Origin of the sequence: Sporosarcina sp. BI001-red (assembly GCF_003384035.1) — a bacterium.
In the GTDB taxonomy this organism is placed as follows: Bacteria; Bacillota; Bacilli; order Bacillales_A; family Planococcaceae; genus Sporosarcina.
Window position 1 is genome coordinate 84,715 of sequence record NZ_QQAK01000015.1, and the last position, 17,919, is coordinate 102,633.

Sequence of the window (17,919 nt, forward strand, 5' to 3'; positions counted from 1 at the left end):
ATAGTAAAAACAGACCGGTTGGTATGCAGAAGAAAGGAAGAGGATTGTGGACACAAAAACACGGATGATTGAAACTGCGACAAAACTTTTTCAGCAGAGAGGATATAAAGCTGTCGGGCTTAACGAATTGCTGAGAGCATGTGAAACTACGAAGGGTGCCCTTTATCACCATTTCCCGGGAGGTAAGGAAGAGTTGCTCATTGCATGTCTGCACTCGCTTAACGAGACTCTTACGAGAGATATCGAATTGCTTTTCAACTGTGAATCTTCTACAGAAGCTGCAGTTCGTGCTGTCATTGGGGAGATGATAAAGGATTTGGATAGGGACGGGACGATTGCGGGCTATACGTTCAGTAGCATCGTTAGTGAGATGTCTCTTCTAAGTGAACCCGCCCGTGATGCTTGCAGAGCACTTTATGAAAAAATCCAATCTATATTCCATGCGAAATTGTTGGAAGACGGCTTTTCAAATAATCAGGCGTCATCAGTATCTTTGTTTTTGACCGCATCCATAGAAGGCGGGCTGCTCTTATGTCGAGCGCAAAACTCTTCAATCCCTTTAAAAACGATATCGAACGTCATACCTGAATTGATGAAGGAGTTTTAATGCGTATGGTGAAGGAACGAGAAATTAAACGTGGGTTTATCATGTTGGCTTTGTTCACAGCGGGGTTTGTCGGGTTGTTCAGTGAGACTGCCTTGAACATTGCGCTAGGAGAACTTAGCCACATTTTTCAAGTAAGTACAACCGCAATACAATGGCTTGCTACCGGCTATTTCTTAACGCTCGGAATTCTCGTACCGATTACAGGGAATTTGATGCAAAAGTTTACGACACGTCAGCTGTTCATCGCATCGCTGACTTTGTCAATTATCGGAACGATTACTGCTGTAATGGCGCCTGTCTTCGGTGTGCTAATCATTGCACGTGTCATTCAGGCAGCGGGACTTGCAATCGTGTTACCGTTAACGCAAAATGTGATTTTTACGATTTATGCACCGAACGAACGTGGGGGCGCCATGGGAATCATGGGCCTTGTAATTCTTGCCGGCCCCACCCTCGGGCCGACCGTTGCAGGGCTGATTCTGGACACTCTCTCTTGGCATTGGATTTTCGGGGTCACATTACCAGTCTTGTTGTTCTCTTTACTATTCGGATACATCTTCATCCCAAATTTAAATGAAGTACGGAACACCAGAATCGACAGTCTTTCGGTCATATTGTCTACACTTGGTTTCGGGGGAATTGTGTATGGATTCAGTAGTAGCGGTCATTACGGTTGGGGAAGTATGCAGGTTATCGGAACAATCGTCCTCGGGCTCGTTGCGCTCTTCTTATTCGTTGTCCGCCAGTCGAAGCTCGAGTCACCAATGCTTAACTTAACTGTTTTCAAACATCCACAATTTGTGTTGGGATTCACAATGAATAGCATTACGTTCTTTAGCATGCTTTCCATGCTCGTTGTTTTGCCGATGTACATGCAAGTGGCACTCATCGTTTCAGCCTTTGCAACCGGACTTGTCTTACTTCCAGGCAGCCTGCTGAACTGTATTCTTGCTCCTCCGATTGGACGCTTATTTGATCGGTTTGGTCCGCGTGCAATCATTACACCAGGAACGCTTTTTGTTGTGGTAGGATATGCCCTCTATTCACAGTATGGAACAGAAACTGCTTTGTGGATGATGGTTGTTACACATATAGTGATGATGCTTGGGGTGGGGTTGACGATAGGAGCCGTTCAGACGAATACGCTGAATGCATTGCCGAAACGGCTCTATCCAGATGGCATTGCGGTTACCCAATCATCACAGCAAGTTTCAGGAGCTGTCGGAATTGCCATTATGATTTCAATTCTAACTGCTAAACAAGGAGTAGCTTTAGCAGAAGGCGCAACAATAATGGCAGCAACAGCGGCGGGTACTTCTATGGTATTTATTTTTAGTTTAGTATTGGCTGTTGTTAATGTTGTGCTCTCTCTCTTCTTGAAGAAGACACAATAATACTTGTAAGAAATTCGATGAGGATGGTTGATAAAAGCTGGTTCTGCTAATTTAGCGGAATCAGCTTTTTTGCGTCAAACATCTGTAATAGGCAGATAGTTAAATAAGATTAGAACAGTTAAACGAGGGTAAAATAAGTAGTATGAATGACTTGTATAACGTTAACTTTTTGGTTGAAGGTGGATACAAGCCTTAAAATTTTGAGGGCTGTGCAACCTAAACAGCCACTGTTTACGAATGCAAGGAAAAGGAGGAAACCCAGTATGAAGAAAAACTATGATTTGATTGTAATCGGGACAGGAACAGCAGGATCTAGTACTGCTCAAGCCTGTAAAAAAGCAGGTTGGACTGTGGCCATTATAGATAGACGTACATATGGCGGTACATGTCCTCAACGGGGATGTGACCCGAAAAAAGTGTTGGTAGGTGCAGCGGAATGGATGGATTGGAAGGAGAGAATGGCAGGAAAAGGACTCTCTGGAGATGCACATATCGATTGGAAAGACTTGTCGGCGTTTAAGAAAACGTTTACGGAGCCGATTCCTGAAAACACCGAAAAGAAATTTAAGGAGCTCGGGATTGATGGTTATCATGGAGAGGCAAAGTTCGAATCTGATACGCAAATCCGAGTAGGCGATGATGTGATTACAGGGAAGAAAATCCTTATCGCAACGGGAGCAGAACCTGTGAAGTTAGGTCTCAAGGGCGAAAACTTAATGATTCACAGCGATGATTTCCTCGTTCTTGAAGAGTTACCTAAGAAAATCATCTTTGCGGGTGGGGGCTACATTTCAATGGAATTTGCGCATCTTGCAGCGCGTGCTGGTGCAGAAGTGGAAGTTATTCATGGCGGGGACCGTCCTCTTGAACAATTCGATCCTGACTTAGTCGATTTACTCGTCAAACGCTCTGAACAGATAGGTATTAAAATACATCTAAATACACGTGTCGAGTCAGTCGAGGAGAACGGGAGTACGTTTACCGTAACTGGTAAAAAAGACGATACTAAGCTGACCTTTACAGGCGATTTAGTTGTCCATGGATTAGGGCGTGCTCCAGCATTAGACGTTAATCCTGAAAAAGGAGACGTGACCCTTGGAGAAAAGGGTGGCGTTCAAGTCAATGAATACTTACAAAGCGTCAGCAACCCAAATGTATATGCTGCAGGAGATGCTGCCGAAACATCAGCACCGCCGCTTACTCCAATTTCTTCAAGAGATTCCGATGCAGTCATCCAAAACTTACTACATGGCAACCACACGCCAATTGTCTATCCAGTTGTGCCGTCTGTTGCGTTCACCGTCCCTAAAATCGGTTCCGTTGGGTTAACAGAAGAGGCAGCTAAAAAGTCTGATCAAAAAACCAAAGTAACCTATCAGGAAATAACAGATTGGTTTACGTTTAAACGGACGAACGAGCAAGCTGCTGCGTTCAAACTCATTACGGATGCTAACAAAGGAACCGTTCTGGGTGCGCATATTTTAGGCGACAATGCAGATGATCTCATCAATCATTTCTCGACTGCGATCCGTCTAGAGTTAACCTTTGAAGAAATGAAGAAGACGATTTTCGCTTATCCTACAGCAGCATCAGATATTGGCTCCATGCTGAATGAAGTCAAGTAGTGCAACTTGAGATAAAAATAGAAAGCCCCGCTAACCTATTAAAAGGATTAGCGGGGCTTTAAAACGTATTTAGATTATTTTTTCGACCAATCCGTATGGAACGACCCGACTTTATCTACTCGCTCATACGTATGTGCACCAAAATAATCGCGTTGTGCTTGGATTAGGTTAGCCGGCAGCGTCGCAGTCCGATAACTATCATAATAAGCAAGAGCGCTAGAGAATGCAGGAGTTGGGACGCCCTGTTGAATTGCAAGGCCCAACACCTCACGAAGTGCTGACTGATAATTACCAACGATTTCCGTGAAATAAGGATCTACCAACAAATTCGGCAACTCTGGATTTTGATCGAATGCGTCTTTGATGTTTTGTAAGAACTGTGCACGGATGATACAGCCCCCACGGAAGATCATTGCAACCTCGCCATATGGAATGTTCCATCCATATTGTTCGGAAGCAGCACGCATTTGAGCGAATCCTTGTGCATATGAACAAATTTTACTCATATACAACGCTTTTCGAATCGCTTCGATCATCGCTTTTCTATCGCCTGAATACGGCGTAACTTCAGGTCCTGTCAGCAATTGACTCGCAGTAACACGCTCTTCTTTGATGGAAGAAATGAATCGGGCGAAGACGGACTCAGTAACGATTGGTAGCGAGATTCCTAGGTCCAAAGCATTTTGACTTGTCCACTTACCCGTTCCTTTTTGACCGGCTTTATCTAAAATTTGATCGAGTAACGGATTACCCGTCTCTTCATCCATCTTCGCGAAAATTTCAGAAGTAATCTCAATCAGATAACTATTCAGTTCACCTGTGTTCCACTCTGCAAATGTGTCATGTAACTCTGTCGGCGTCATTCCAAGTGCATGTTTCATAATGAAATACGCTTCTGAAATAAGCTGCATGTCGCCATATTCAATTCCGTTATGAACCATTTTCACATAATGTCCAGCCCCTTCAGGACCCATATGGGCACTACATGGGGTGCCGTCCACTTTGGCTGAAATGGCATCGAGGATTGGTTTCACCTGTTCATACGCTTCCTTCGGTCCTCCTGGCATGAGGGAAGGGCCGAACCGTGCGCCTTCTTCTCCGCCAGAGACACCAGTACCAATGAAATGGATGCCCGATTCTTTTAACTCAGCCGTCCGACGATTTGTATCTTCAAAGAATGTGTTGCCTCCATCGATTAAAATATCGCCAGTGTCAAGGTGTGGAAGAAGAGATTGGATGACCGAATCCGTTGTCTCACCGGCTTTAACCATCATTAAAATCTTGCGGGGTGTTGCAATGGACGCAACAAACTTTTCAAGTGTTGAAGCTCCTATGATATTTTTTCCCTTAGCTTCATTTGCGATAAATTCGTCTGTTCGATCTGTCCAATAATCATAGACCGCAACAGGGAATCCCTTACTCTCCATGTTCAAGGCTAAGTTTAACCCCATAACACCAAGTCCGATAACACCGATTTGCTGATTGCTCATAGTCATCCTCCGTTCTGGTTTCAGTAGTTCGTAATCTCCGCTAACCGCTCTTCTAACTGTTTTCGTTCTTCCTCGTACCCATCTTTACCAAGGAGCGCGAACATATTCTTCTTATATGCTTCAACTCCAGGTTGGTCAAATGGATTTACACCTAGGAGTGTCCCGCTGATCGCGCACGCTTTTTCGAAGAAATAGACGAGTTCACCAAACGTGTATTCAGTTAACTCATCCAACTCGATCAACAAGTTTGGAACGTCTCCATCGATATGGGCAAGGGTTGTACCGAGGGCAGCCATTTTGTTTACTTCGTCCATCGTTTTTCCAGTTAAGAAATTCAGTCCGTCAATGTTGTTTGCGTCTGCTTGAATTGTCCGCTCAACTGGTGATTTCTTAATTTGCAGCGCGGTTTCGATGAACAAACGGCGACCTTCTTGAACGTATTGTCCCATTGAGTGCAAGTCAGTTGTGAAGTTGACCGCAGCGGGGAAGAGACCTTTAACATCTTTACCTTCACTTTCTCCGAAAAGTTGTTTCCACCATTCTGAAACGTAATGTAGACCAGGTTCATACGTCACTAATAGCTCGATGGATTTCCCTTTGCTATTGAAAATATTTCGAACCGCTGCGTATTGGTAGCTGCCATTTGTCGCGATATCAGGATTATTATACTTATGATAAGCCGATTCAGCGCCAGCCATCATTTGGTCAATATTAAGCCCAGCGACAGCGATAGGGAGAAGTCCAACCGGTGTGAGAACAGAATAACGGCCTCCAATATCTTCAGGTATCACGAACGTTTCGTATCCTTCTTCAGTCGCAAGCTTTCGAAGTGCGCCTTCAGTTTTGTCCGTTGTCACGTAAATGCGCTTACGTGCTTCGTCCTCTCCGTACTTTTTCTCCATGAATTCACGGAAAATCCGGAAAGCTAACGCAGGCTCAGTTGTTGTACCTGATTTTGAAATAACGTTTATTGAAATATCTTTACCTTCCAACACTTGAAGAAGGTGTTCGATATAAATGGAACTAATATTCTGTCCAGCAAAGTATACTTCTGTATTGTCGTCCATTTGGTTATGGAATGTATGAGAGAGCGCTTCAATTGCAGCTTTGGAGCCGAGATACGATCCACCGATTCCAATAACAATTAATGCACCCGATTGTTGTTGAATCCGAGAAGCCGCAGATTTCACACGTTCGAACTCTTCCTTGTCGTACTCTACAGGCCAATTCACCCAGCCAAGATAATCCGATCCAGGACCACGTTGGCCGTGGATTTGGTTATGCGCTTGCTTTACAAATTCACTGAAATTATCCATCTCCGTGCTTTTCATGAAGGACATTGCGTTTGTATAATCAAATGTAACTGACATGTATTGTATCTCCTTTTGTGTGGAAGATGGTCTGTTTACCACCAAGTAAAGTGATCTTTTGCAAGTAACTGTTTAGCTTCTTTTGGCCCCGTTGAACCAGCGGCGTACGTGACTAATGGCAAACGATTGTCTTCGAATGCTTCGAGTAGAGGCTGAATCCATTGCCAAGACAATTCGACTTCTTTCCAATTGGCAAAGAACGTAGCATTGCCGAGCACTGCGTCATGTAGCAAAAGTTCATAAGCCTCTGGTTGGTTGGTTGAGTTGGTGGTGAATGTTATCGTAGAAGGTTTATATTTATTTGTAGAAGGATCCTTCATATTCACCTGTAACGAAATACTTTCATTTGGACTGATTTCAAGAATTAACAGATTCGGGGCAAGTCCTTCAGGACGGTAGTTTTCCAATTCTGACGGCCGTTCCTTGAATTCAAAGACAATACGAGTCGACTTTTTATCCAAGCGTTTACCGGTTCGAATGTAGAATGGAATCCCTTCCCAAAATTCGTTGTCGATAAATAAACGGGCTGCGATATACGTGTCATTCATGGACGAATGAGGCACACCCGGTTCTTCTCGATAGGCAGGCACGTCGATACCAAAAATATCTCCTTCAGCATATTGAGCACGTATCAAATCGGTTTGTAAGCTTTCATCTTGAATCGGACGTAATGCCTCGATGATTTGCGCTTTTTTTGAACGAATTTCTTCAGGATGTGCTTTTTTAGGTAGATGAAGTGCTGTCATCATAACGAGTTGCAACATATGATTTTGCACCATATCTCGAATTGCACCCGCCTTGTCATAATAGGCAGCACGAGTTTCAACACCAACCGTTTCGCTAGCAGTAATTTGTACATTAGCAATTAGTTTGTGATTGAATAACGAATCCAATACAGGATTCACGAGAATCAGCGTTTCCAGATTTTGAACCATTGGCTTACCGAGGTAGTGATCGATTCTATAAATTTCATCTTCATTAAACGCTATTCGTAACTTTTCGTTCAACTCGCGGGCAGATGCCAAATCACTTCCGAAAGGTTTTTCTACAATAAGTCGCTTCCATCCAGATGTTTGACTGACCCCACTGGTATTAAGATTAGACGTAATAACATCGATGAGACTAGGAGCAACGGACAAGTAGAATAGGCGATTTTCAGGGATAGTCAATTCGCGTTCACGTTGTTCAATGAGTTCGTTCAACTTTTCATATGACCCTATTTCTGTAGCGTCAAATGTGCAATAACGGAAGGAGGATAAAAACTGTTGTAGTCCTTCATCTTGCACGTTGCCTCTAGAATATGTCCGAAGGGATTGCTCCACCTTTTTTTGAAATACATCATTGGTATAAGGGGTACGACCGAGTCCAATAACTGAAAAAGCTTCTGGCATTTTGTTCTCTACATACAAGTTATATAATGCAGGGAATAACTTTCGTTTGGCCAAATCACCTGTAGCACCAAACAAAACAACAGTCATTCCTTGCGCATTTCGTTTGCTGTGCTCCTCTGTTTGTGAAGAGAAATTATTGAATTGCATAGGTTTCCCCTCCAATGGGCTGAATAATGATTCCTGTTATTTAAAACTCCAACAGTACCTAGTATAAGAGTACCGAGAGAGAAATGTAAGTACGCAGTTTTAAAACATATAGTGAAAAAAAGTATACTTTAAACAATTGGCGAACTAACTTAAAAAATGAAAGCGTTTCAAAGTTGATGACGTCAATTATGAGATAGCATTGTGCTATTTGCGTAAAGTGCGTAGAAACTTGGTTATTACATACACTCCAACAGTAATCCATTTGGAAAAAACAATCTGACGGTATACTCCTTGTCAGTATGTGATTTTAAAGTGCGTACTTCTCAAAAGACAACTCTGGATTTACACTGAGTGTGCACAGAAAAACATATAAAAGGAGAGTACCTATATGAAATTACAATTAGCATTAGATCTAGTCGACATCCCGGGAGCAATTGAAGTGGTGAAAGAAGTAGAAGAATTTATCGACATCGTCGAAATTGGAACTCCAGTCATTAACAAAGAAGGACTCGCTGCTGTAAGAGAAGTAAAAGCGGCATTTCCTAAGTTGGAAGTTCTCGCAGATGTAAAGATTATGGATGCTGCAGGATATGAAGTAGGGAACGCGTCTGCTGGAGGAGCAGATATCGTTACTATTCTTGCTCAAGCAGAAGACTCATCCATTCGTGGCGCTGTCGAAGAAGCTAAAAAGCTTGGCAAGAAGATCTTAGTGGACATGATTGCTGTAAAAGATATTAAAACGCGTGCTGCCGAGCTTGATCAGCTAGGTGCGGATTACATTTGTGTGCACACAGGATATGATCTCCAAGCTGAAGGAAAAGATTCATTCGCAGACCTCCGTACGATTAAGAGCGTTGTTAAAAATGCAAAAACAGCAATTGCTGGTGGTATTAAGATCGAAACACTTCCGGAAGTGATCAAAGCTCAACCGGATCTTATCATTGTAGGTGGCGGAATCACTAGCAAAGAAGATAAAAAAGCAGCAGCTCAACAAATCAAACAGATGATCCAGCAAGGCGCGTTAGTGTAATATGAACGCAACTGCCTACACACAGGAAATACTGGAAGAACTGAAACGCACGCTTTCACTTGTGAATGTTGAGGACTCTGAAAAATTAGTGGACGCCATTCTTCGTGCGAAAAAGATATTCGTAGCTGGTGGAGGACGCTCTGGTTTTATGGCTAAGGCATTCGTGATGCGTATGATGCATATCGGCCTTGACGCATACGTTGTAGGTGAAACCGTGACGCCTAACTTGGAGGAGGAGGATCTCTTCCTTGTAGGTTCTGGATCAGGTGAAACAGGGAGTTTAGTTGCGATGACAGAGAAAGCGAAAAGCATCGGTGCGACAATTGCAGCTGTTACAACGAATCCGACCTCAACAATCGGGAAGTTGGCAGATCATACAATCGTAATCCCTGCTCAAGCGAAGGCAGATAGTGCAAGTGGGAAATCCATTCAACCTATGGGCTCCTTGTTTGAACAGGCGCTACTCTTGTTTTACGATGCTCTCATTTTGAGTGTGATGGAGAAAAGTGGCTCACACTCAAATATCATGTACGGACGTCATGCAAATTTAGAATAGAATTGTTGAACAGCCTGAGCCCAATTATTATGGTGACTCAGGCTGTTTTTATCCGAAAAGGTCCTGCCTGTAGACAGGGTAATGGCGAATGTGCAAGGATGACGGTATAGTTGCGATAGAACCTAATACAGAATGGTGGTCATGAATGATGAAAATGTATGATGTAACGAGTTCGATCTATGAAGGAATGACAGTCTATAAAAACAAGCCAGAAAAGCAGCCTGAATTGAAACGGGTGACAAATGGCTATGTAACTGAAACGCGCTTGGAATTAGATGTACACACAGGCACACACATTGACGCTCCTCTTCATATGGTTGTAGAAGGTGATACCTTTGAAACACTTCCACTTACGAACCTTGTCGGACAATGTAAAGTAATCGATGTAACAACTGTTGAGTCTGGAGTTTCTAAAACAGACTTAGAAGGATTCAACCTTCAGAAGAACGACTTTGTTTTATTGAAGACTAAAAATTCCTTTGAAAAAGAGTTTGACTTTGACTTCGTTTTTCTTGCTGCAGACGGTGCAGAGTACCTAGCTCAAATCGGTATTCGGGGAATAGGCATAGATGCACTTGGTGTGGAAAGAAGCCAAGAAGGACACCCAACGCACAAAACGTTATTTGCGAATGACATTATTATTATCGAAGGACTTCGTTTGAAAGAAGTGGAGCAAGGCGACTACTTCATGGTTGCCGCTCCACTGAAGTTAGTCGGAACGGATGCATCCCCAGCAAGGGTATTATTGTTTGAAGGACTTCAATAAAACCCAAGGAATACGAGCGATTCGTTAACGATAAAGGAGAAAGTTCATGTATAAATTGGTAGCAATCGACCTTGACGGGACACTATTGACGGATGAGTTGGAGATTACTCCTGATACAATCACTGCCATCCAACAGGTGATTGAGAGTGGGGTCATCGTAACACTTGCAACGGGTCGCATGTTTCCATCAGCAAAAAAGTTCGCCGAACAACTGCGCTTGAATGTCCCGCTTATTACGTACCAAGGGGCAGTCATCAAAGATGTAGAAGAGAAGAAGATTTGGTTTGAACGATCAGTCTCTCATGTGATCTCGAAACGACTTATTGAGTTTGCCCAGGAGCACCATGTACATGTTCAGGTGTATCAAGACGATGTCGTTTACGTAGCTGAAGACAATGACAAGATTCAGGGGTATGCTAGAGAAAGTAACGTCCCCTATACCGTTGTCGACGATTTGAGCGGCCTTGCGGACAAGGGATTCACAAAAGTGTTATTCATTGGCGAGCCGAAGTATTTAGATCGCTTGCAAATCGAGTTGCATGGGGAGTTCGGTTCAGATGCACATATTGCCAAATCGAAGCCTCACTACTTGGAGGTCACAAACCCTGAAGCCAATAAAGGGACTGCTTTGCTATATTTGGCGGAACAATTTGGAATCCAGCAGTCTGAAATCATTGGAATCGGTGATAATCATAATGATGTAGAACTCATCACGTCGGCAGGATTAGGTGTAGTGATGGGAAATGGCGTAGATGCGTTAAAGAGCATTGCGGATTATATTACTGAAACGAATAATGATGAAGGTGTGCTCCATGTACTCAACAAGTTTATACTCGATCCCCTAACATGACTGTTAGACAAAATAAGGCTCGGACGAAGTGTTTCTATCGTCCGAGCCTTATCCTTTAGTTAGCGCAAATGATCATTTGGGAATTCCAATCCGATATCTTTTCGGATAGCGTCCGCCACTTTCATGGTCGTATATGAATTGAAATACGTATTGACGTCTGATTCGGTTTTACCTTGTTCAATTAGGTCTACAAACTCTTGCATTTCATAATACATCGATGGGTAAGGCATCTCGACGGTAAGCGATTCAACCGTTCCATCATTGTAATGAATTTCCACGTGTTCCGGTGCAGAAACTTTTGTGATTAACATGACACCATTCTCACCTTGGATTTCCCATGGTAGTCCAGAGTTAGAGACTTTAGAATACATCAAAACTGCATCTTTTCCTTCGTATTTCAACGTAACACTACCCGAACTATCCACGCCGGATTCAAGTAGTGAACCCGTTGCTTTTACTTCGAGAGGTTCCCCAAATAGGGAAATCAACGGATACAAGCAATAGACGCCGAGATCCATCAGTGCACCATTCGCAAACTCAGGCTTAAAAGCATTCAGGACAATACCTTCTTTATATTGATCGTAGCGAGATGAATATTGGCAAAAGCTTGCGAAATACTTCCTTATCGTCCCTAGTTTATGGAGATTCTCTTGTATCACCTTGAAATTCGGAAGGAGAGTAGATTTCATAGCTTCCATTAGGAGGACATTGTGCTGCTTCGCAGTTTCAATCATGCGGTGAACTTCTTTCGCATTAGCCGCGACCGGTTTTTCACATAATACATGCTTTCCATGTTGCAAGAAAAGGATTGCTTGTTCTGCGTGAAAGGAGTTTGGTGTAGCAATGTACACCGCGTCAATTTTATCGCTACTCGCCATTTCCTTGAGATCCGTAAACTGAAGGGGAATCCCATGTTTACTTGCAAACTCTTCTGCGCGTTCACTTGTTCTTGAGTAAACCGCGGCAACTTCGAGTGCCTCGACATGAGCTGCACCGTCTAATAATCTTTCCGTAATCCAATTTGTTCCGACTAAACCGATTCTAATCATCATTTCACCTCTGTATATAATAATAAAACTTCGTAATTATAACGGTTCCTTTGATGAACTGTTACAGTTGCGAATAGGAATAGTTCCATTATAATAGGTACAAGTATAAAATCAAACTACGACATTAATGTATACATAGTGCCTTAAAGTATACCATTGATGATCATTAGGTTCAGGAGGGGTAATATGCCGAAATTAGGTGAGAAAGATTTTAATTGTGAAAAGGAACTAACGCTATCGATTATTGGTGGAAAGTGGAAGATGCTAGCTCTCTGGCATTTAGGAAAAGAAGGAACAAAACGTTTTGGTGAATTGAAGAACTTAATGCCTGGAATTACGCAACGGATGCTCGTTAACCAATTACGCGAACTTGAAGACCATTTAATCGTCCATCGTGAAGTCTATCCAGTCGTTCCGCCAAAAGTGGAGTACTCCCTAACTGAACAAGGAAGAACGCTCATGCCGATTTTAGATGCGATGTATGAATGGGGTAAAACCTATGTTGCAACTAATTTACAAAACCATGACGAAGAAGAACAGAACGGAAACTAATTTTGGGGATCTTATCTGAGTGTCGCTAGATCCGGCACAACCAAGCCCATTCCGTGCGTTTTCATGAATTCCCCTGTTCACTCCCCCTCACTCTGCAGACAAACTGCAAGTGAGGACCTTTTTATGTACAAATAAGAGAAATTACATATTGAAAACGAGGAGTTCAATTTGTAGTGAAAGAATACGTGTTAAAACAAAGATGTAATGAAACAAAAGGGCATGTTCATTCGTAACAGATAGTAAGATGTACTGTAAGTACTAAAATTCTGCATAGAAATGTGGGGGAGTTCAGATGAATGATCACGAAAAGGACAGCCATGATGAATTGGGGATGCCTTTTGAAGAAACGGCGATAAAAGCGGTTTTCAAAAAGTTTGGTAATCAAAAAGATGTCTCGCTTATTTATGGTGAACCAGTTGAAGTCGGTTTGACCAAAGTAATTCCAGTCGCTAAGTTGAAGTATGCAATTGGTGGTGGAGGAGAAACTGGCGGAGGAGAAGGTGGTGGAGGATTTTTCTCTATCAAACCTGTTGGTGTGTATGAAATCACACCGGATCACGTCAAATTCAAATCAGCAACCAATTATCGGAAGTTAGCTACTTTTGGTGTGATCGTTACTGGAATAATTGGTATTCTTATTTCATGTAAGAAATAATAGAAAATAATCCTTGCAATGACTCCATGTCGAGTCATTGCTTTTTTTTGTTCAAGAATAACTGTCTAACAATCACAACTCTATCGAAATGACGGATTATTAATCACAAAATAAGAATATTTGACAGTTAACTTTCATAAATGATATAGTGCCACTATATTGAAAACGCTTTCTATTTAGCGATGAAAAAAGATAGTAGTCAAATTCTCGTTCAACGTCAAACAGTAAGGAGACTATTCATGAACAGACAAGATTTACTAAACACCTTACAACATTCCCTCATTGTCTCTTGCCAGGCATTGGAGGATGAGCCGCTACACAGCTCCTTCATCATGAGTAAAATGGCGCTCGCCGCAAAAATGGGCGGAGCGGTTGGCATCCGTGCAAATTCAGTAGTAGATATCCAGGCGATTAAACAAGAAGTAAATCTCCCTATTATCGGGATCATTAAGAAGGACTATCCAGACGAGGCGGTTTTCATTACCCCGACATTCGCAGAAATATCTGCGCTGGCAGTAGAAGGTGTTGAAATTATCGCACTGGACGGGACAAATCGAATGAGACCGGGAAACCGAACATTTGAAGAACTTCTCAGTCAAGCAAAAGAGGCGTTTCCTGAACAACTCTTTATGGCGGATGTGTCGACGCTAGAAGAAGGGTTGCTTGCTGTAGAAGCAGGGGCGGACATTGTTGCCCCGACATTAGCTGGGTACACACCTTATTCAAAAGATGTGAAACCGTTAGAGCTGGTGAAGCAACTGGTTGAGAAAGTGAACGTGCCAGTCATTGCGGAAGGAAATTTTGATACTCCTGAAAAAGCAAAGTTAGCAATTGAACTAGGTGCACATGCAGTTGTCGTAGGAAGCGCCATTACACGACCTATGAATATCACAGAAAAATTTGCAACAGCGATTCATAGAAAATAAGAGACTTACAAAAATCATCACAAAAAGAGGAGCGGATTAGCATGAAAGGTATTTTTACAGCACTAATGTGTGCATTTGACGAGCAGGGAAACATTCACGAAAAAGGGTTACGCCAGTTAGTACGTCATAACATCGATGTCTCTAAAGTAGACGGATTATACGTCAACGGAAGCACAGGGGAGAATTTCCTAATTTCTACTGAAAACAAAAAGCGGATCTTTGAAATTGTTAAAGACGAAGCTGGAGACCAAGTGAAGCTGATTGCACAAGTCGGTGCCCTTAACATTGATGAAGCTGTTGAGCTTGCTAAGTTCGCAACAGATCTTGGCTACGATTCTTTATCTGCCGTCACACCGTTCTACTATAAATTTGATTTCGAAGAGATTAAAGACTACTACAATACGATTATTAACAGTGTCGACAATACGATGATCATCTATTCGATCCCTGCTCTAACAGGTGTCAACATGAGTCTGGAGCAATTTGGTGAGTTGTTCGAAAACGAGAAGATTATCGGTGTTAAATTCACAGCGCCCGACTTCTATTTACTGGAGCGTTTACGACATGCGTACCCTGAGAAACTCATCTATTCAGGATTTGACGAAATGTTGTTATCTGCAGCGGTGTTAAATGTCGATGGTGCAATTGGCAGTACGTTTAACGTCAACGGTGCACGTGCACGTTCTATTTTTGAACTCGCTCAAGAGGGCAAAATTACCGAAGCGCGTGAAATCCAAAAAGTGACGAACGATCTCATTTCAGGCATTCTAGCAAACGGTCTTTATCAGACAATCAAGGAAATGTTGAAAACACAAGGCGTGGAAGCTGGAGTTTGTCGCAAACCGATGAAACAGCTTTCAGCAGACAAAGTGAAAGTAGCGCAAGAACTCGCACACACGTTTTTGAGCAACTGATGAAAGAAGACTTTTTCGAAAGTCTTCTATTGAATAAGTAAGCGCTTACCTATAGACAAAGAGTTGTTAGGGGGAAAAGGGATGGATGGAAAGTTTGCTGTAATAGACTATGTGATATTGGTTGCGTACCTGCTCTTAATTCTTTATATCGGAATAGCCGTAGCCAAGAAGGAAATGAAGGGGAAAGAGTTCTTTAAAGGTGACGGTAGCATCCCGTGGTGGGTTACATCTGTTAGTCTTTTCGCAACGTTACTCTCTCCGATATCTTTCTTGTCACTAGCGGGGAATTCGTATCTTGGAAACTGGCAGCTTTGGGCAGGTCAAATTGGTTTGTTCATTGCCGTTCCGGTGGCCATTCACTTCTTCTTGCCGGTATATCGGAATCTCAACATCGATACAGCATATGAATATTTAGAAATGCGATTTGGCAAAGGCTTACGGATTATGGGAAGTTCTCTTTTCATCATTTACCAAGTCGGACGTATGTCGATCATCATGTATTTGCCAGCGCTCGCGTTATCAGCAGTTACAGGGATACATACTGTAGTGATCATTCTATTCATGGGTGTCATTGCAACCATCTACTCATCAATTGGTGGAATAAAATCCGTACTGTGGACAGATTTCATCCAAGGGATTGTCTTAATAGGGGGCGGGGTTTTCGCTCTCATCGTACTTATCGTTTCTGTTAAAGGCGGCTTCCCTGAGATTATTAAGGTTGGTGTCCAAGACAACAAATTCTTTAGTGAAGCAGTAATCTTTGACCCGAATATCTTCAATGATAGTTTGTTCATCATCTTCCTTGGTGCTGGATTATCTACATTGTTCTCATACATTTCGAGTCAAGACATGGTGCAGCGCTATTTGACTACGACGGATTTGAAGCAGATGAACAAAATGACTATCATGAACGGTGTCCTCTCTTTTGGTACCGCAACGTTGTTCTTCTTTATAGGAACGTCGCTGTATGTGTTTTATAAGCAAGCTGGCGGTGACATGCCTGACGGGGCAAAAGATCTCATCTTTGCGAATTTCATCGTTACTGAATTACCGGCAGGAATCTCGGGATTACTCATCGCTGGACTCTTTGCCGCAGGTCAATCGACACTCTCTACAGGATTGAACAGTGTTGCGACCAGTTGGACGTTGGATATCCAAAAGGTTCTACGTCCGGATATGACCGATGAAAAAGGAACGAAAATCGCGAAGTTCGTAAGCATCATCGTAGGTGTATTATCCATCATCTTTGCAATCGTTCTCGCATACTCTAACGTAACTTCTGCATATGAATGGTTTAACGGTCTGATGGGTCTTGTACTCGGTATTATCGGTGGTACATTCACACTTGGCGTGTTGACGAAACGTGCGAATACAAAGGGCGCAATTGCAGGTTTCATCGTAACGTCCCTTATCGCTATCTACGTTTCGTATTTCACAGATACGACACTTTGGGCGTATTCACTCATTAACCTTGTTTCTTCTCTCGTATTCGGGTATTTGTTCAGCTTGCTGTTCAAAGGAAAGAGTAAGGCGGAGGATTCTTCAGCACAACTTACGTATTACGACCAGCCAAAAGGTCTATAAGGAAGCAAAGAGAGGACAGCGCCGTATGTTAGGTGCTGTCCTCTTCCTTTTGAAATGATATAGTAAATGGAACAGATAGGAAGGGGAATCGCTATGTATATGGGAGCAATCGATATTGGCGGTACATCGATAAAAACAGCAATTTCAGATGAATATGGAACGCTGTCGAATCGAAAGTCGTATCCGACAGAAGCATTGAAAGGCGGCTTGCATCTTATGAACAAAATCTTAATGATTTGTCAGGAGATGCAAGCAGTAGAGAATTTACAAGGAATAGCAATTAGTTCAGCAGGACATGTAGATGCTGTCAAGGGGACAATTGTCTATGCTACCGATACAATTCCTGGCTACACAGGGATGAATGTGTGTGAACAAGTGACGGAACGACTGAAACTACCTGCTTCAATAGAAAATGATGTGAACTGTACGGCATTGGGAGAACAGTGGCTAGGAGCTGCCCGTCATATGTCAGACTTTTTGACGGTGGCCCTTGGAACTGGCATCGGTGGTGCGTTGTTCATGAATGGAAGTTTATATAGAGGAGCTACTTTTTCCGGGGGTGAAATCGGTCATATGATTTTATACCCTGGGGGAAAGGTATGTACGTGTTCACAAGCGGGTTGCTATGAACGATATGCGTCTAGTGCGGCATTAGCGTTGCTAGTAAGTGATAAGTTTGGGGAACTAGAACTACCCGCCTTTTTTGATTTAGTGCGTGAAGGAGATCAGGTAGCGAATTCAATTTTCACTATCTGGATTGATGATTTGACGACTGGACTTGGATCGCTTGTACAAATTTTGAATCCATCTGCGATCGTGATTGGTGGGGGTATTTCTGAACAAGGTTCATTTTTGCAAGAAGCGATTCAGACATCTCTAGTGGCAAAACTCATGCCCCATCACAAAGAGAGTTTAGTCTTAACTCTAGCGGAAAAAGGAAATGACGCAAATCTGTTAGGGGCGGTACGACATTTCTTGAACAACAATCCTGTTCACAATGACTAAGAGATGGG

At 42.7% G+C, this 17,919-nt stretch carries 17 protein-coding genes; 13 read left to right on the forward strand and 4 right to left on the reverse strand.

The annotated features are described in order from the left end of the window. The first annotated feature begins 46 nt into the window (after positions 1–46). The 3 genes from DVB69_RS14855 (at position 47) to DVB69_RS14865 (ending at position 3,626) form a co-directional block, all read left to right on the forward strand. Entirely contained in the window at positions 47–607 is a 561-nt protein-coding gene (locus DVB69_RS14855) for a TetR/AcrR family transcriptional regulator (RefSeq protein WP_116019899.1), read from the forward strand. Between the two features lie 5 nt (positions 608–612). Further along, complete coding sequence (locus DVB69_RS14860) at positions 613–2,001, forward strand: DHA2 family efflux MFS transporter permease subunit (RefSeq protein ID WP_116020000.1); 1,389 nt, start codon at positions 613–615, stop codon at positions 1,999–2,001. A 263-nt stretch (positions 2,002–2,264) separates the two neighbouring features. Continuing rightward, entirely contained in the window at positions 2,265–3,626 is a 1,362-nt protein-coding gene (locus DVB69_RS14865) for a dihydrolipoyl dehydrogenase family protein (protein ID WP_116019900.1), read from the forward strand. A gap of 74 nt (positions 3,627–3,700) precedes the next feature. Here DVB69_RS14865 and gndA read toward each other — a convergent pair whose 3' ends face one another. The 3 genes from gndA to zwf are packed head-to-tail and all read right to left on the reverse strand — an operon-like array spanning position 3,701 to position 8,024. Beyond that, entirely contained in the window at positions 3,701–5,116 is a 1,416-nt protein-coding gene (gene gndA, locus DVB69_RS14870) for an NADP-dependent phosphogluconate dehydrogenase (RefSeq protein WP_116019901.1), read from the reverse strand. Positions 5,117–5,136: 20 nt separating this feature from the next. Then, entirely contained in the window at positions 5,137–6,486 is a 1,350-nt protein-coding gene (locus DVB69_RS14875; protein ID WP_116019902.1) for a glucose-6-phosphate isomerase, read from the reverse strand. 35 nt (positions 6,487–6,521) lie between these two features. After that, positions 6,522–8,024: a glucose-6-phosphate dehydrogenase gene (gene zwf / locus DVB69_RS14880; protein ID WP_199562878.1), complete on the reverse strand. Its 1,503-nt coding sequence runs from the start codon at positions 8,022–8,024 to the stop codon at positions 6,522–6,524. Between the two features lie 388 nt (positions 8,025–8,412). Between zwf and hxlA the strand changes: the two genes are divergently transcribed. The 4 genes from hxlA (at position 8,413) to DVB69_RS14900 (ending at position 11,226) form a co-directional block, all read left to right on the forward strand. Then, on the forward strand, positions 8,413–9,054 hold the full coding sequence (hxlA, locus tag DVB69_RS14885) for a 3-hexulose-6-phosphate synthase (protein ID WP_116019903.1): 642 nt from the start codon (positions 8,413–8,415) through the stop codon (positions 9,052–9,054). Position 9,055: 1 nt separating this feature from the next. Then, positions 9,056–9,610 (forward strand): 6-phospho-3-hexuloisomerase, encoded by a 555-nt coding sequence (gene hxlB, locus DVB69_RS14890; protein ID WP_116019904.1) that lies wholly within the window; start codon positions 9,056–9,058, stop codon positions 9,608–9,610. Between the two features lie 148 nt (positions 9,611–9,758). Next, positions 9,759–10,376, forward strand: coding sequence for a cyclase family protein (locus DVB69_RS14895; RefSeq protein WP_116020002.1), 618 nt, complete (start codon positions 9,759–9,761; stop codon positions 10,374–10,376). 46 nt (positions 10,377–10,422) lie between these two features. Next, positions 10,423–11,226, forward strand: a complete 804-nt coding sequence (locus DVB69_RS14900; RefSeq protein ID WP_116019905.1) for a Cof-type HAD-IIB family hydrolase — start codon at positions 10,423–10,425, stop codon at positions 11,224–11,226. Between the two features lie 59 nt (positions 11,227–11,285). On the opposite strand, the gene DVB69_RS14905 is transcribed toward DVB69_RS14900, so the two are convergent. Next, on the reverse strand, positions 11,286–12,275 hold the full coding sequence (locus tag DVB69_RS14905) for a Gfo/Idh/MocA family protein (RefSeq protein WP_116019906.1): 990 nt from the start codon (positions 12,273–12,275) through the stop codon (positions 11,286–11,288). 186 nt (positions 12,276–12,461) lie between these two features. On the opposite strand from DVB69_RS14905, the gene DVB69_RS14910 reads away from it, so the two are divergent. The 6 genes from DVB69_RS14910 to DVB69_RS14935 all read left to right on the forward strand — a co-directional run bounded on the left by DVB69_RS14910 (position 12,462) and on the right by DVB69_RS14935 (position 17,911). Then, positions 12,462–12,827: a winged helix-turn-helix transcriptional regulator gene (locus tag DVB69_RS14910; protein WP_116019907.1), complete on the forward strand. Its 366-nt coding sequence runs from the start codon at positions 12,462–12,464 to the stop codon at positions 12,825–12,827. 292 nt (positions 12,828–13,119) lie between these two features. Next, positions 13,120–13,482 (forward strand): hypothetical protein, encoded by a 363-nt coding sequence (locus DVB69_RS14915; RefSeq protein WP_116019908.1) that lies wholly within the window; start codon positions 13,120–13,122, stop codon positions 13,480–13,482. Between the two features lie 239 nt (positions 13,483–13,721). Further along, positions 13,722–14,408, forward strand: coding sequence for an N-acetylmannosamine-6-phosphate 2-epimerase (locus DVB69_RS14920; RefSeq protein ID WP_116019909.1), 687 nt, complete (start codon positions 13,722–13,724; stop codon positions 14,406–14,408). A 41-nt stretch (positions 14,409–14,449) separates the two neighbouring features. Next, positions 14,450–15,322 (forward strand): N-acetylneuraminate lyase, encoded by an 873-nt coding sequence (locus DVB69_RS14925; protein ID WP_116019910.1) that lies wholly within the window; start codon positions 14,450–14,452, stop codon positions 15,320–15,322. An 81-nt stretch (positions 15,323–15,403) separates the two neighbouring features. After that, complete coding sequence (locus tag DVB69_RS14930; RefSeq protein WP_116019911.1) at positions 15,404–16,906, forward strand: sodium:solute symporter family protein; 1,503 nt, start codon at positions 15,404–15,406, stop codon at positions 16,904–16,906. 93 nt (positions 16,907–16,999) lie between these two features. Then, the gene (locus tag DVB69_RS14935) at positions 17,000–17,911 is read left to right on the forward strand and encodes an ROK family protein (RefSeq protein WP_233505424.1); all 912 of its coding nucleotides are present in this window, start codon (positions 17,000–17,002) and stop codon (positions 17,909–17,911) included. The last annotated feature ends 8 nt before the right edge of the window (positions 17,912–17,919 follow it).

What these genes read in the sequence shown, in the direction of transcription:
- DVB69_RS14920 (WP_116019909.1), top strand. Translation starts at nt 13,722, where the DNA reads ATGAACAGACAAGATTTACTAAACACCTTACAACATTCCCTCATTGTC.
- DVB69_RS14875 (WP_116019902.1), bottom strand. Translation starts at nt 6,486, where the DNA reads ATGTCAGTTACATTTGATTATACAAACGCAATGTCCTTCATGAAAAGC.
- DVB69_RS14900 (WP_116019905.1), top strand. Translation starts at nt 10,423, where the DNA reads ATGTATAAATTGGTAGCAATCGACCTTGACGGGACACTATTGACGGAT.
- DVB69_RS14935 (WP_233505424.1), top strand. Translation starts at nt 17,000, where the DNA reads ATGTATATGGGAGCAATCGATATTGGCGGTACATCGATAAAAACAGCA.
- DVB69_RS14860 (WP_116020000.1), top strand. Translation starts at nt 613, where the DNA reads ATGGTGAAGGAACGAGAAATTAAACGTGGGTTTATCATGTTGGCTTTG.
- DVB69_RS14925 (WP_116019910.1), top strand. Translation starts at nt 14,450, where the DNA reads ATGAAAGGTATTTTTACAGCACTAATGTGTGCATTTGACGAGCAGGGA.
- DVB69_RS14905 (WP_116019906.1), bottom strand. Translation starts at nt 12,275, where the DNA reads ATGATTAGAATCGGTTTAGTCGGAACAAATTGGATTACGGAAAGATTA.
- DVB69_RS14930 (WP_116019911.1), top strand. Translation starts at nt 15,404, where the DNA reads ATGGATGGAAAGTTTGCTGTAATAGACTATGTGATATTGGTTGCGTAC.
- hxlB (WP_116019904.1), top strand. Translation starts at nt 9,056, where the DNA reads ATGAACGCAACTGCCTACACACAGGAAATACTGGAAGAACTGAAACGC.
- DVB69_RS14865 (WP_116019900.1), top strand. Translation starts at nt 2,265, where the DNA reads ATGAAGAAAAACTATGATTTGATTGTAATCGGGACAGGAACAGCAGGA.
- DVB69_RS14895 (WP_116020002.1), top strand. Translation starts at nt 9,759, where the DNA reads ATGAAAATGTATGATGTAACGAGTTCGATCTATGAAGGAATGACAGTC.
- zwf (WP_199562878.1), bottom strand. Translation starts at nt 8,024, where the DNA reads ATGCAATTCAATAATTTCTCTTCACAAACAGAGGAGCACAGCAAACGA.
- gndA (WP_116019901.1), bottom strand. Translation starts at nt 5,116, where the DNA reads ATGAGCAATCAGCAAATCGGTGTTATCGGACTTGGTGTTATGGGGTTA.
- DVB69_RS14915 (WP_116019908.1), top strand. Translation starts at nt 13,120, where the DNA reads ATGAATGATCACGAAAAGGACAGCCATGATGAATTGGGGATGCCTTTT.
- hxlA (WP_116019903.1), top strand. Translation starts at nt 8,413, where the DNA reads ATGAAATTACAATTAGCATTAGATCTAGTCGACATCCCGGGAGCAATT.
- DVB69_RS14910 (WP_116019907.1), top strand. Translation starts at nt 12,462, where the DNA reads ATGCCGAAATTAGGTGAGAAAGATTTTAATTGTGAAAAGGAACTAACG.